Consider the following 14924-nt stretch of genomic DNA (forward strand, 5'->3'; position numbering starts at 1 on the left):
TTGAGATTTTAAATATAGCAATAATCAAGCCAACTAGGCTTCCGGATTTTTGGCGCGTATAGTCTTGTAAAGTTTAAAACCAAGCATGATCAAAATTCCAAGAACTATAATTCCTATGACGCCATAAATCCAATTGATGGAATTCTTCAAAATAACCAAAAATACCACAGCGAATAAGATAAATGTTGCACCTTCGTTCCAAATACGCATAAAGTTCGAGGTCACTCTAACCTCATCTCTTTGTAATTGCTTATAATATAAATGTGTTTTATAATGATAAATGAAAAGTAGTAATACAAAAGCAAGTTTTACATGCATCCAACCTTGTTGAAACCAAATTGGCATTAAAATCATTAGCCAAACAGCAAATAAAGTGGCAAGGATCGCAGATGGCCAAGCAATAATAAACCATAAGCGTTTTGCCATGAGTTTTAATTGCTTTCCTAAAATCTCTTTTTCGGGAGATGGCTTATGAAATGCTTCTATTTGGTACACAAAAAGTCGAGGGATATAAAACAATCCAGCGAACCAAGTAATTACAAAAATAAGGTGAAGCGATTTTATGTAGTTGTAGTATTCCATTAATCCTCAACAAATAAATATTTTAATTGCTTTTCATTAAAGGCAGCGTTGAACGCTTTCACCTCGTCATTTAAAATGGTATTAAAAGCCGTTAGTTCCTTTTCAATTTTTGTGGTCAATTCATTCTTCACTGCTATATCTTGCTCTGTTGGCGCAAAATCTCCCATTCGTACCAATGAGTTTAAGTGTCCCAATTTATTTGTCAACTTAATCGGGAAGTTCAATGGATCTTGACCACTTCTGTTTTTGGTTTGATATAACTGCTTTTCAATATTAGATAATTGCTCCTCTAAAGCTTTGGCTTTTTCCACCAAATCTTTCACACTATCGTCATTTTTATATTGCTTTTGAAAAGCCCCAAGTTGCTCGTTGATATTTCTGATTTTCTTTATCGACTTATGTGCTTCATCCATGGTGGTATTCACATCCTTGATAAACTCAAATTGCTTTTGCATATCCGCTAAAGTACTCTCAGCTCTTGGGTCTGCTAGAATGGTAAATTGTTGAGACTGCTCTTCACCGTTAACATTCAAACCAACTCTGTAATTACCTGGAATGGCTCTTGGACCTTCCAAACTCGCCCACCATAAGATCATACCTTTTAATCGCTCAGCACCGTCATAAGTCATATTCCAAACAAACTGATTAGCTCCTTTTTCAACCATTAATTTGTTCTTCTTATCCTTAGTTGAAAAGGTTTTAATCGTATCGCCTTTAGTATCAAAATATGTTAAAGACACCTTGTCATCCTCTTTAAAATCTTTCAAATTAAAATATGTGATCACACCATTTGGATGGTTGGTACCCGTAGTCTTACTGCCTTTTCTACTACCTCCTCGCATTCTATAAGTATCCTTTGGCTTAAAGAGCATATTCTTACTTAAATCGACATCGTATAATTGATGAATTATTGTTAAATCATCTATCATCCAAAGGCTTCGACCTTGGGTTGCAACAATTAAATTATTGTTCTTAATCGTCAAATCCGTAATTGGTACAATTGGTAAGTTGAGTTGAAATGGTTTCCAATCTTTACCATCATTAAACGAAATATACATACCTGTTTCAGTTCCAGCATACAACAAACCTTTGCGCTTTGGGTCTTCTCTTAAGGCTCGAGTGAAATGCTCTTGATTAATACCATTGGTGATTTTCTTCCAGGTTTTACCATAGTCTGTGGTTTTATATAAATATGGCGCAAAATCTCCTGTCTTGTATTTGGTGCCTGCTACATAGCAAGTGCCAGCATTAAATGCGCTTGGTTCTATACTGTTTATCATCATCCATTCCGGCATTCCTTTAGGCGTGACGTTATCCCAAGTTTTACCGCCATCTTTCGTTACATGGATTAATCCATCGTCACTACCAACCCAAAGCAGCCCTTCTTTTAAAGGTGATTCTTGAGCCGCAAAAATAGTACAGTAGTATTCAACTGACGTGTTATCCTGCGTAATAGGACCACCTGAAGATTTCATCTTTTCAGGATCATTACGCGTTAAATCCGGGCTAATAATATCCCAAGATTGTCCTTCATTTTCAGTCACATGAACATGCTGAGAAAAGGTATACAGTCGGTTTGGATTGTGTTTTGAAAATATAATGGGGAAATTCCATTGAAAACGATATTTCATGCCTTCAGCACCATGACCCATTGGATTATCTGGCCAAACATTTATGGCTCTAACGGTTCCTGTTTTATGATTGACTCTAGTTAAAAACCCATCATAACTGCCGCCATAAACAATATCATTATCCTCAGGATCAACAGCAATATGAGCAGACTCACCACCTGCAGTACTTTCCCAATCGTCCTCGGTTATCGCTCTGCCATTCGTACGATGTGGAATTCTTATGGTTGAGTTATCTTGCTGAGCAACATAAATACGATACGGAAAGGCATTATCTGTAGTAACACGATAAAATTGGGAAGTAGGCTGATTGTGATAGGTACTCCATGTTTCACCTCCATCATAAGTAACCTGTGCTCCGCCATCATCACCAATAATCATGCGATGCGGGTTTTCTGGCGCTATCCATAAGTCGTGATGATCTCCGTGAGGTGCATTGTAAGTACTAAATGTTTTTCCGCCATCGGTGCTTTTATGATAGCGCACATTCAATACATAGACTTTATCAACATCTTCCGTATCAGCATAAACACGTGTATAATACCATGCACGCTGACGCAATTTGCGTTCACTATTCACTTGATTCCAAGTTTCACCTCCATCGTCACTACGGTATAAACCACCTTTATCCTTGTTCTCTACAATGGCCCAAACGCGTTGGTTATTTGCAGGGGAAACTGTAACGCCTATAATCCCTAAAACCCCTTCAGGAAAACCTTTTTTAGTTGAAATCTCTATCCATGTTTCACCACTATCTGTACTCTTCCACAATGCTGAACCTTCTCCTCCCGAACTTAAACTATAAGGTGTACGTTGAACTCGCCATGTTGAGGCGTACAAAATTCTTGGATTTGTAGGATCCATAATCAAGTCAACGACTCCTGCATGCTCATTTGAGAATAAGGTCTTTCTCCAAGTTTTTCCACCATCAGTACTTTTATAAACTCCTCTTTCCTGGGTTGGTTTATAGATATTGCCCATGACCCCAGCATACACAATGTTGTGGTTAGTTGGGTGAATGGCAATTCTAGGTACATGTCGTGAATTCTTCAAACCTGACGCAGTCCATGTTTTACCAGCGTCTTCACTTTTCCAGATTCCATAACCAGAAGACACATTGCCTCTAACGGTTTTTTCCCCACCTCCTACATATATCACATTGGGGTCACTTTTAGACACTGCAATAGCACCTATGCTTCCACCGAAGTAACCATCTGAAATATTTTCCCATTCGCCACCACCATTAGTGGTTTTCCAAATACCTCCTCCTGTTGAACCAAAATAATAAAGGTTTGGTTGATTGGGCACACCTGTTACTGCTGCGCTTCGTCCACCTCTAAAAGGACCAAGAAGTCGATATTCTAAAGCACCATAATCGGATTCTTGAAAATTTTGAGCTTCTAAGTTTAAAGTGAAAAACGACAGCACTAATGCCGTGGCAATGGTTAGGAATTTCATAATGAATTAACGTTGGTTATTAAATCTTAAAATTACAGATTTAAAATTATTTTATCTCCTTAGGCAGTAAATTTAACTTAACCTCACGATGCAGAAAGAAAACGGTAACAATAGTCGCCAATACATCTGAAATAGGAAATGCCATCCACACACCCAATTCACCATAGAATTTAGGTAGAATAAAGATTAGTGGAATAAAGAAAAATCCTTGACGTGCTAGAGTCAATAGCAATGCTGGCGTGGCTTTCCCAATAGCTTGAAAATAAGCAGCACCTATAAGCTGAATAGCTATTATTGGTGTAGCAGCGAATACCCAACGCATAGCTGGTGGTGTTTCTTTGAGGACCTCAGCGTCTTGTGTAAAAAGCTTGGTGATGGTCTCTGGAAAAACCATTAAAAACACGAATATGATAGCAGCTAATAAAATACCATATTTAATGGCTGTCATAATCGTTTCCCTTACGCGCTTATACTTTTCTGCACCATAGTTGAAACCTGCGATAGGAAGAAAACCTTGGGTAATACCATAAACTGGAAACAGTGCAAACATGAGCATTCTACCAACTATAGCATATGCCGTCACTGATGTTTCTCCACCTAAATCGAATAGGATATTATTCATTAATAAATAAGTAACACTGACTATAGCCTGTCTCGCCAAGGTTACAAATCCCAATGATCCAATTTCCTTGACTATTGGTAAATCTAACCCCAAGTGACTAAAGTTGATTTTTAGTTCTGAATTTTTAGACAAGAAAAACCACAAAATAAATAAGAAACACAGTATATAAGAACCTGTCGTTGCCCATGCGGCTCCAGCCATTCCGAAATCAAACACTTTTATAAAAAGTACATCCAATAACAAATTCCCAATCGATGGAAACATCATGGCGTACATCGCAAATTTTGGTTTACCCTCTGCCCTTATAACGGTATTCCCCATCATACAGAGTGCTAAAATCGGAACGCCATATAGAACAATTCTATAGTAGACTTTTGCTGGCTCAAAAATGTCTCCTTTACCTCCAAAAGCAGGAATAAGATCATTAATATACCATAGTCCAAAAATGACGAAAATGACAGTGATAATAGATGTTAAGGTAATCTGATTTCCAAAAGTTTTACAAGCTTTTTTTGGGTTATCAGAACCTAAAGCCCTCGAAATAATTGATGAGCCACCAACACCAATTGCCATACCCAGAGCAGCAATAAAAAAAGATACAGGTAATACAACATTGATAGCCGCAATGGCTGTTGGACCAATCCAGTTCCCCACAAAAATGGTGTCTACCAGAATATTTAAGGACATCACCAAAATACCAATAGAAGCTGGTACAGCCTGCCTTATCAATAATTTTCCTATTGGTTCTTGTCCTAAATCCTGTGACGATACCTTAGCCATTAAACGGTTAAGGGTTTTTCAACTGATGTCCACTCTTCTATCATATTTGCCAGGACTTGGGCAAAATCTTCTCGCTCATTCAAACAAGGAATAACTGTAAATTCTTTCCCGCCAACTTCATGAAAAATTTCTTCACCTTCCATGGCAATTTCTTCCAAAGTTTCTAAACAATCACTTACAAAGGCTGGTGTAACAATCGCCATTTTTTTAATGCCTTCCTTACCCATCCGCTCAATAGTTCGGTCTGTATATGGTTTTAACCATGGATCAAAACCAAGTCTAGATTGGAATGTTGTGGAGTAAGTACCATTCTTTAAGCCTAGTTTCTTGGCAACATTAACCGTAGTGATTTCACATTGATGACGATAGCAGAATTCATGTTGTTTACTTCCCATTTTGAAACAACATTTACCATTCATCTTACAATTACCATTGGTAATGTCACTTTTTCGGATATGTCTTTCTGGAACACCATGATAACTAAAGAGAATGTGCTCATAATCTAAATTATCGAGTTTTTCAGCGATGCTCTTTGAAAGTACGTTGATATAATCTTCTCGATTATAGAATGCTGGAGTCCTTGTGATTTTTATTTGAGGGAAATACTCAGTAACCAATTCGTCAATCTTTACATCAATGGTTTCAGTAGTAGCCATTGCAAATTGTGGGTATAATGGAACAGTCTTAATTTCAGTACAACCTTTATCTACCAATTCTTGTAGCCCTTTTTTAAGGGTCATACTGCCATAACGCATGGCAAGCGCTATTGGATATTCGACCTTTTCCTGAACTTTTTCTTTTAGTCTTTCAGAAAGTACAATTAGAGGCGAACCCTCTTCCCACCAAATCTTTTTATATGCCTTAGCAGAGGCTTTTGGTCTCGTATTAAGAATTATGCCTTTTACCAAAAGTGTTCTTGCCCAAAGTGGTACATCAATAACACGTTCGTCCATTAAAAATTCACCAAGATACCTTTTAACATCCTTTGGTTTTGGACTGTCTGGAGATCCGAGATTAACAAGTAATATTCCTTTTTTCATTATTCGTTTTTTCAATAGCAAAAATACAACACTAATTACAATCCTGTTGAGCAACGACGATAGGATTTTTTTATGCTATCATCATCAAATATATCATCCGTTTTTTTTGTTCTTGATAAAAGAAAGAATATCCAATATATCAGTTTTTTAACGAGTTTTATTGAATGGTTATGGCTGTTTCACTGATTTAAATATCTTTACAAGTTCTGATTACAAAAAATTAAAATGAAAAAAATTCTTATTGCCCTAATATTATTCGTTTCAATAATAGGTTTTGCCCAACAAAAATACCAGAGTCTACTTTGGGAAATTACTGGTAATGGTCTGGAGAAACCATCTTACTTATATGGAACGATGCACGTAAGTAAAAAAGTAGCATTCCGCTTAGACGATGTGTTTTATAAAGCTTTAAATGAAAGTGAATGTATTGCTTTGGAATCTGACCCAACAACTTGGCCAAGTTTTAATTACGACATGATGCTGAACGAAATAGCATTCTACAACAATTACCGCAATGAATTTTACACCAATCTTTTTAAGTTAACCCATCCTGAAGAAATGGCAATTAGAGGTTCTGTAAGAATGGATAACGGTGCTGTAAATGCTTATTTATATAGAAAGAATAATGCTGCCGACAACTTTGAGGAAGAAACCTATTTAGATATGTTTATCTATCAAGCCGGAAAGAAAAACGGTAAAGAGATTTACGGTTTAGAAGATTTGGCAGAATCGCGTTATTTAACTACTAAAGCTGCCTATAACGCGAACAAAAAGGATTTGGATCCTTGGATTCAAAAATTATATGCTAAAGAAAATCCTTATTTAATCCAAGAAAACCTATATCGTGATAGAAATCTTGATTTATTAGATTCCATTGGAGCTGGTGTAAATACTGAATTCTACAGGGAGAATATGCTATATATTCGAAACGAAAATATGGTGAATTCCTTAGTTGAGCTTATGCCAAAGAAATCCGTATTTGCTGGTGTTGGCGCTGCACATCTGCCAGGTAATAAGGGTATGATAAATATGCTTCGTCAGAGAGGCTATAAAGTTAAAGCATTAACCTCCAAACAAACGGATTTTAGCAAAACTGAAAAAACCAAACTCGATAGTCTATTTGTTGAGCCTGAACTAAAAATGCATAGAACACCTGATGGCTTCTTAGGCTTAAACACTTACGATGAACTAAGAGAGTTTTCTTATGCAGGCCAAAAATACTATCTCGATCCAGATATGACCAATGGTGCCTACTTAACGGTCAATAGGATAAGTCGTTTTATGTATTTGCCTAACGAGAAAGAGAATATCACTCTTAAAGATATCGATGATTTATTGTATGAAGACATTCCAGGAGATATTATTAAAAAAGAGACTCTAACTGAACCTTATCCAGGATTAAGCATTGTCAATAAAACCAAAAAAGGAGAGTTTCAGAAATACCATATGTATCAAACACCTTTGGAGATTATCATTATTAAATTTGCTGGTCGCAGCGATTTTGTACTGCAACACGAAGCCAAAATTTTCAATTCCATAGCGTTGAAGACGCCATCGAATTCAAGTAAAATGTTCATAGCTCCAAACAAAAAGTTTGAGGTCAACTTCCCTGAATATTTCATTACCAGTAATATGCAAAATGGAGGAAAAAAGCTTTTGGAAGGCTATAAAAATGATTCCTATTATTTTATGGAAGAAGCTGCATTGCACGATATAGATTATATTGAAGAAGATAGTTTCGAGGCGAAGTACTTTCATCATGCATTATATAAAGACTATAAACTTAAAGAAGTGAAAGGCGGATTTAAAAGAGGGACTTATAAAAACTATGAGTCGCACGCCGTTATAGATACAACTACAGGTAAAAAGCTATATCTAAAAACCATCGTCAAAGATGCCAGTTATTATCTCTTAGGTTATGTTGGTACAGATGACACAGAAAAAACGAATTTCTTTAAATCCTTTAAATTTAATAAAACCCATTATGAGGATTTTGAAAAGGTTGTAGATACATCATTACACTTTTCTGTACAGACCAACGCAAAGCCACCTGTACCCAATCCTTATGGCTATGGTAGTTACAATAATAATAAGGAGGCCAAGGATTATGTAGAGAAATCTAAATCCACAACTTATTCCACGAAAGCCAACGAGCAAATTAGCATTTCAAGAAAAAAGTTTCATGACCTGCAAATGTTTCACAATGTCGATAGTCTATGGAAAGATGTTGATCGAAAAATAAACTTCACCACGCGTTATTACATGCCTGAGGAGAAATTTAAAATTTCCAATCGCACGACATCAAAAACGGATGACACCTATGTTTACAATTTTACTTACACAGATTCTGTGAGTGCAAAACAAGTCATGGTTAAGAATGTTTTAAAACAAGGTGTACTGTTTGAGCTTAAAACATTGATTGATTCTATAAGTGGACCTTCTAAATTCGTCACCGAATTCTACGATTCGTTTACACCAATAGATACCTTGATGGGTAAAAGTGTTTTAGAAGACAAAACGAAGCAATTCTTTGAAGCCTTAAGAGCTAATGACAGTATTGTTCTAGAATCTTACAATCTCATAAAGTTCAAAAAGCATAATAGCAAGGACATTGTTTCGGTACTTAAAGATTTTGAATTCGAAAAAGAACGCTTAAATATAAAATCGCATCTGGTTGAGCAACTTATAGAAATAGACCTGAAAAATAATTTAGATTTTATCAAACGCTTATATTACGACAGTTATTCTGACCCGCAAACGCAAACCTCAATTTTAGAGGGCTTGTTTGACTCTAACAAGAAAGAAAATTTCGCTTTAGCGATGGATCTCATGGAGCGTGACTTGCCACTAGGTGGCATAGGAGGCATCTTTTACAACTATTACAGAAAAGATTCGCTTCCTCTTAAAGCATCTTTATTTCCGAAGATTTTGCAATACAGTACTATAAGTGAATATAAACAACCTGTTTATGATTTATTGGCACGTGTAAAAGATAGTGGGTTGATTAAAATGAAAACCTATAGCAAATACAAAAACCAAATTATCAATGATGGTAAGATTGAAGTAAAGCGTAGCTTGAGTAATAATGGTTATGGCTACAATTCGTATTCCGATGATTTATCTACGTATGTTAATCTTATTTTTCCTTATAGAAAGGAGCGTACGGCTCAGGATTTCTTTGATAAAATGTTGAATGTCGAAAACAAATCGGCATTGGTAAGGTATTATATTTTACTTTCCAAAAACAAGGAAAATATTCCTAATGAGCTAAGGAAAAAGTTGGTTGATGATGAAGAAAACTTGTACTTTCTCTTAGAAAAACTCGATGATGAAAAACTCCATAAGACTATAAAATCACTGAATATCAGCCAGCAGCAATATGCCAAATCCAAACTTTTATCAAATGCAAACTACGAAAAGGAAAAAGATTCCATAACATTTCTTTTAAAGCGTGATTTCAAAACAGATAAGGGCAAGAATGCAGTGATGTATTTCTTTAAAATGGATAAGGACGATGAATATTCTGGAAAGTCTGAAGTGTTGCATTACATCTCCTTTATAAAGCCAAAAGACCCAAAACAGTTGGTTGTCGATTTCTATAGCAAATCTGAAAATTATGGGACAACAGTAGATGAAACCAAGGAACTGGAAGAGCAATACGACGAAATAATTAATCTAGCCATTTATAAAGACCGTAAACGAGTGACACCAAGTGCCCGTAATGGATATAATGGGTATAATGATTATTAAATTTATGACGATGCCTGAGTATACTTCTTAGGTGTCGTTCCAAATTTCTTTTTAAAAGCCGCTATAAAATGACTGGAAGTACTATATCCAACTTTTAAACCAACTTCATTAACGTTATGGTCTCCTGACTCTAAAAGTTTACGAGCCACTTCCATTTTGTAATCAAATAAAAAGCCATAAACCGTATCGCCGTAAATTTGCTTAAAGCCCTCTTTTAGTTTCTTAAGACTTAAGTCTATGGAGTCTGAAAGTTCTTGTAATGTTGGTGGCTCAGCCATATTGGCAATGATAATATCCTTTGCTTTTTTAAGTTTAGCAACGTTTACCTCATCCACTAAAAAGGGGCACTGCTCTATATCGGCTTCTTCATTTCGGTTGAAATAAAGACTTAGCAACTCATAAACCTTACCTTTAAAATAAAGTGGTTTTATAGACTCATGCAAACTAAAATTAATCAGTTGATTTAAAACCACGGCCATTGATGGATTTATTTTGCCATCCGTATAATACTTTTTGTTCTTGTTTTCTTCCGTTAAGAATGTGATATAGTTGGCATCCTTAGAAAACAAACTGTGAAATTTTTTAATAGAAATTACAAATGAAACTAGCCAAGACTGTGGTTGCAGCTCTAAATGAATAGGTAGATCACGTTGTGGATTGTAGAGTAACAAAGAGGTGTCTTCAATGATATTCAATGTATAATTCCCTTGATTAAAAACAAATGCTCCAGAACCCTTTGTACAAAAATGAAACTGAATGTAACTGCTTTCAATCTCACGTTCAAGAATTTGAATAACATTGTCCTCATTTTTAGAGGTTAATACAAAAAAGCCGTCCTCAATGAAAGTTTCACCAAAAGTACCTCTAGCGACACTTTTTGAAGCAGATTTTTCTAATTTCATTTTATTCTTATTTAGATTCGTTCTAAACAAAGAGCTAAAAAACCCTTGATTTTACTGTAAAAGTATGACAAAAATCATATTTCACTAAAAAACAAACCAAAAAAACCAGAAACGATACTTTAAGTTCTTCTAGCGTTACTTTTTTATAAGCAACAAAATTATTTTTGTTCCGCTGTTTGAAATTAATTTTCAGGAAAAAATAACAACGAGTTGTTATATAAACGAATGCAACAACACAAAAGCACATATTTTTACGCCATCGGCCTCAGTTACAAAAAAGCTGATGCTGAAGTTCGTGGTCATTTTAGTTTAAGCGATGTCGCAAAACAAAATTTGTTGACTCAAGCTAAGGAAAATGGTATTGAGAGTGTTTTAGTAATTTCTACCTGTAACAGAACTGAACTCTATGGTTTTGCTGAACATCCTTATCAGTTAATTCACCTCCTTTGTGAAAACACAAAAGGTACAGTTGAAGAATTTCAGGATGTAGCTTATGTTTATAAAAACAAAGAAGCAATTAATCACATGTTCCGAGTAGGTTCTGGTTTAGATAGCCAGATTCTTGGTGACTTTGAAATTATAAGTCAACTAAAATTTGCGGCTCGCGCTTCAAAAAAAGAAAGCTTATTAAATTCTTTTACTGAGCGCTTAGTCAACTCTGTTATACAAGCAAGCAAGCGTATTAAAAATGAAACCGAATTGTCTTCTGGTGCAACTTCTGTATCATTCGCCTCTGTGCAATACATCATGAATAACGTTCAGAATATTTCAGAAAAAAATATTTTACTATTCGGTACTGGCAAAATTGGACGTAATACTTGCGAAAATTTGGTAAAGCACACACAGAATTCCCATATTACCTTAATTAACAGAACAAAGACCAAGGCTGAGGAAGTCGCTGGAAAGTTCAACTTGGTGGTTAAAGACTATAATAACCTAGAGAAAGAAATTAATGGGTCTGATATTCTTATTGTGGCAACAGGCGCACAAAATCCTACGGTTGACAAATCTTTGATTACCACTCAAAAACCACTTTTAGTTTTAGATCTTTCTATTCCTAAAAATGTGAATGAGGAAATTGCACAACTTTCAAACGTTACTTTAATACACTTAGATGATTTAGCAAAAATTACTGATGGTACTTTAGAAAAGCGCAAGGCATTTATTCCTGCTGCTGAATCTATCATTGATGAAATCCTATCCGATTTTAATGCTTGGCTAGAAACCCTCAAATTTGTCCCAACAATTCAGGCGATAAAGCATAAACTCACTGATTATAAAAACTCTGAATTAAACACACAACGTAAGAAGTTAGCTGATTTCAATGAGGATCATGCTGAACTCGTTACCAATAATATTATTCAGAAAATCACCAATCAATTTGCACATCACTTAAGAGAAGATGGCAATTCTGCCGATGAGAGTATCGAACTCATCAAAAGAATATTTCAGTTAGAAACTACCGACAATGTCTAAAATTATTCGCATTGGCACACGCGACAGCCAGCTCGCAATGTGGCAAGCAAAAACCGTTCAAGCACAACTTGAGCAATTAGGTCATAAGACCACCTTGGTTCCTGTGAAATCAACAGGCGACTTAGTCCTGGATAAACCTTTATACGAATTAGGAATTACAGGTATTTTCACGAAGACTCTGGATATCGCCATGCTTAATGAAGATATTGACATTGCGGTACACTCGCTTAAAGATGTGCCGACGATATTGCCTAAAGGAATTGTACAAGCTGCTGTTTTAAAACGTGGTAACATTAATGATACACTTGTTTACAAAAGAAACGAAGAGTTTTTATCTCAAAGAGAGGCGATCATAGCTACTGGAAGTTTAAGGCGTCGTGCACAATGGCTCAATCGCTACCCAACGCATACTATTGTTGGTCTACGCGGTAACGTCAATTCAAGACTGCAAAAATTAGAAGACAATGAGGACTGGAATGCCGCTATTTTTGCTGGAGCTGGGTTGGGCCGTTTAGGAATAACACCTGAAAATTCCATTAACCTACATTGGATGATCCCAGCACCAGCTCAAGGGGCTATAATGATTTCAGCTTTAGAATCTGATGAGGACATAAGAGCAATTTGTGCAGAAATCAATCACGAAGACACTGAAATTAGTACAACTATTGAGCGCGAATTTTTAAACCGTCTTGAAGGGGGTTGTACGGCACCAATTGGAGCCATTGCTTACATAAAAGATGAAGAAGTTAACTTTAAAGGCATTCTTTTAAGTAAGGATGGTAGCAAGAAAATAGAATACGCTAAAGTGGTACCTTTAGATCAAAAAGATGAATTGGCAAAGCTCGCAGCAGACTATATCATTGAAAAAGGTGGGAAAACATTAATTGACCAGTTACAACGTAGTGATAAAGCAACCAATATTTATTCAACAAAGAAATTAACGGATGATCAGTTGATGTTGTTTCATAATGATGTGGTTGCTGAGAGTAATGATACCATAAAAATCAGTTTGAATCGTATTTCTAAAACTATTATTAGAAATGAGATTCAAAACGTTATTATTACAAGCAAAAATGCAGTTGAAGCCCTATTAACCAATTTCTCAGTACCAGAATTACAATTCAAAAACATCTATTGTGTTGGTAGACGCACCAAGCGCATGGTTGAAAGGCGCATCGGTAAAGTAATACATACAGAAGCAAACGCTAAAAAACTAGCGGACTATTTGGTGGAGTTTATGGATGGCACTGAAGTCACTTATTTCTGCAGCGACTTGCGCTTGGACGATTTACCAAATACTCTAGCTGAGAATACTATAACAGTAAATGAAGTTGAAGCTTATCAAACCAAGTTTGATGCAGATAAAGTTGAAAGTAACTTAGATGGTGTGATGTTTTATAGTCCATCAACAGTTGAAGCCTTTTTGAAACAGAATAGAGTGAACGGCATTGCTTTTTGTATCGGAGAAACTACGGCAAAAGCAGCTAAAAATTATTTTGAAGATGTTCGGGTGGCTAAAGTACCAACTGTGGAAAGTGTCATTGAATTAGTAAATGAACATTACGTTTAAATTATGATTAAAAACGATTTATTCTTAAGAGCATTAAAAGGTGAAACTGTAGATCGCCCACCAGTATGGATGATGCGTCAAGCAGGTCGTTACCTTCCGGAATTTATGGAAATAAAGGCAAAGTACGACTTCTTTACACGTTGCCAAACTCCAGAATTAGCAAGTGAAATCACGGTTCAGCCAATTCGTCGTTACGGCATGGATGCTGCGATACTTTTCTCTGATATTTTAGTGATTCCACAAGCCATGAATATAGAGGTACAAATGAAACCTAATTTTGGACCTTACTTACCAAATCCGGTGCGCTCTCAAAAAGATGTTGATAATGTTATTGTTCCAGATGTGCAAGAGGCACTAAATTATGTTTACCAAGCCATAAAAGCCACTAAAGAAAAACTTAACAATGACATTCCATTAATTGGTTTTGCTGGTTCTCCGTGGACTATTTTATGTTATTGTGTGCAAGGGCAAGGCTCTAAAAACTTTGATAAAGCTAAAGAGTTTTGTTTTACAAATCCTATTGCTGCGCATCAACTATTACAAAAAATTACAGACACAACAATTGCCTATTTAAAAGAAAAAGTAAAAGCAGGATGTAATGCCGTTCAGGTTTTTGATTCTTGGGGAGGCATGTTATCTCCTGTGGACTATCAAGAATTTTCTTGGAAGTATATTCAACAAATCATTGATGCTTTAAAGGATGATGCACCTGTAATCGCTTTTGGAAAAGGCTGTTGGTTTGCCTTAGGCGACATGGCTAAATCTGGCGCTTCTGCCTTAGGCATAGACTGGACCTGTTCAGCTCGCAACGCACGCTATTTAACGGGAGGCAATATTACATTACAAGGCAATTTCGATCCAACGCGTTTATTCTCGCCGCCTGCTGAAATTAAAAAGATGGTACACCAGATGATTAATGAGTTTGGAAAAGACAAATACATTGTAAATTTAGGCCATGGTATTTTGCCTAATATAGGTTTAGATAATGCCAAAGCATTTATTGACGCAGTTAAGGAGTACGAAAGCCCATCATAATCTTCCCAGAGGAAAAGAACGATTTAGGGCAAAAAGTTTAAGTAACATTATTGTCTTAAAAACGTCTACTATATAAACAAT

General features: G+C 35.9%; 9 protein-coding genes. 4 read left to right on the forward strand and 5 right to left on the reverse strand.

Features of this window, described 5'->3' with window-relative positions; all coding sequences use genetic code 11:
- Positions 1–33: 33 nt before the first annotated feature.
- Genes H7F21_RS01585 through hemH form a run of 4 tightly spaced genes read right to left on the reverse strand, consistent with a single transcriptional unit; the run spans position 34 to position 6110 of the window.
- The gene (locus tag H7F21_RS01585) at positions 34–582 is read right to left on the reverse strand and encodes a CopD family protein (protein WP_185787480.1); all 549 of its coding nucleotides are present in this window, start codon (positions 580–582) and stop codon (positions 34–36) included.
- A complete protein-coding gene (locus H7F21_RS01590; RefSeq protein WP_185787481.1) occupies positions 582–3668 on the reverse strand; it encodes a VPS10 domain-containing protein in 3087 nt (1028 codons plus the stop codon). The genes H7F21_RS01585 and H7F21_RS01590 overlap by 1 nt, the downstream gene beginning before the upstream one ends.
- Before the next feature lie 46 nt (positions 3669–3714).
- Positions 3715–5070 (reverse strand): MATE family efflux transporter, encoded by a 1356-nt coding sequence (locus H7F21_RS01595; RefSeq protein WP_185787482.1) that lies wholly within the window; start codon positions 5068–5070, stop codon positions 3715–3717.
- Entirely contained in the window at positions 5070–6110 is a 1041-nt protein-coding gene (gene hemH / locus H7F21_RS01600) for a ferrochelatase (protein WP_185787483.1), read from the reverse strand. The genes H7F21_RS01595 and hemH overlap by 1 nt, the downstream gene beginning before the upstream one ends.
- A gap of 225 nt (positions 6111–6335) precedes the next feature.
- Here hemH and H7F21_RS01605 point away from each other — a divergent pair, with 225 nt between their 5' ends.
- Positions 6336–9860: a TraB/GumN family protein gene (locus H7F21_RS01605; protein ID WP_185787484.1), complete on the forward strand. Its 3525-nt coding sequence runs from the start codon at positions 6336–6338 to the stop codon at positions 9858–9860.
- Positions 9861–9862: 2 nt separating this feature from the next.
- On the opposite strand, the gene H7F21_RS01610 is transcribed toward H7F21_RS01605, so the two are convergent.
- Positions 9863–10762 carry an AraC family transcriptional regulator gene (locus H7F21_RS01610; protein ID WP_185787485.1) on the reverse strand — a complete coding sequence of 300 codons (900 nt, stop codon included), beginning with the start codon at positions 10760–10762 and terminating at the stop codon, positions 9863–9865.
- 225 nt (positions 10763–10987) lie between these two features.
- Between H7F21_RS01610 and hemA the strand changes: the two genes are divergently transcribed.
- Genes hemA through hemE form a run of 3 tightly spaced genes read left to right on the forward strand, consistent with a single transcriptional unit; the run spans position 10988 to position 14843 of the window.
- Entirely contained in the window at positions 10988–12238 is a 1251-nt protein-coding gene (gene hemA, locus H7F21_RS01615) for a glutamyl-tRNA reductase (protein ID WP_185787486.1), read from the forward strand.
- The gene (gene hemC / locus H7F21_RS01620; protein ID WP_185787487.1) at positions 12231–13808 is read left to right on the forward strand and encodes a hydroxymethylbilane synthase; all 1578 of its coding nucleotides are present in this window, start codon (positions 12231–12233) and stop codon (positions 13806–13808) included. Before hemA ends, hemC begins: the two co-directional genes overlap by 8 nt.
- Before the next feature lie 3 nt (positions 13809–13811).
- A complete protein-coding gene (gene hemE, locus H7F21_RS01625) occupies positions 13812–14843 on the forward strand; it encodes a uroporphyrinogen decarboxylase (protein WP_185787488.1) in 1032 nt (343 codons plus the stop codon).
- Positions 14844–14924 lie beyond the last annotated feature (81 nt).

Source organism: Winogradskyella flava, from assembly GCF_014243395.1.
Classification (GTDB): domain Bacteria; phylum Bacteroidota; class Bacteroidia; order Flavobacteriales; family Flavobacteriaceae; genus Winogradskyella; species Winogradskyella flava.

Bases quoted from the DNA above. Each gene is read 5' to 3' on its own strand.
- H7F21_RS01585 (WP_185787480.1), bottom strand. From the start codon at position 582: ATGGAATACTACAACTACATAAAATCGCTTCACCTTATTTTTGTAATT.
- H7F21_RS01590 (WP_185787481.1), bottom strand. From the start codon at position 3,668: ATGAAATTCCTAACCATTGCCACGGCATTAGTGCTGTCGTTTTTCACT.
- H7F21_RS01595 (WP_185787482.1), bottom strand. From the start codon at position 5,070: ATGGCTAAGGTATCGTCACAGGATTTAGGACAAGAACCAATAGGAAAA.
- hemH (WP_185787483.1), bottom strand. From the start codon at position 6,110: ATGAAAAAAGGAATATTACTTGTTAATCTCGGATCTCCAGACAGTCCA.
- H7F21_RS01605 (WP_185787484.1), top strand. From the start codon at position 6,336: ATGAAAAAAATTCTTATTGCCCTAATATTATTCGTTTCAATAATAGGT.
- H7F21_RS01610 (WP_185787485.1), bottom strand. From the start codon at position 10,762: ATGAAATTAGAAAAATCTGCTTCAAAAAGTGTCGCTAGAGGTACTTTT.
- hemA (WP_185787486.1), top strand. From the start codon at position 10,988: ATGCAACAACACAAAAGCACATATTTTTACGCCATCGGCCTCAGTTAC.
- hemC (WP_185787487.1), top strand. From the start codon at position 12,231: ATGTCTAAAATTATTCGCATTGGCACACGCGACAGCCAGCTCGCAATG.
- hemE (WP_185787488.1), top strand. From the start codon at position 13,812: ATGATTAAAAACGATTTATTCTTAAGAGCATTAAAAGGTGAAACTGTA.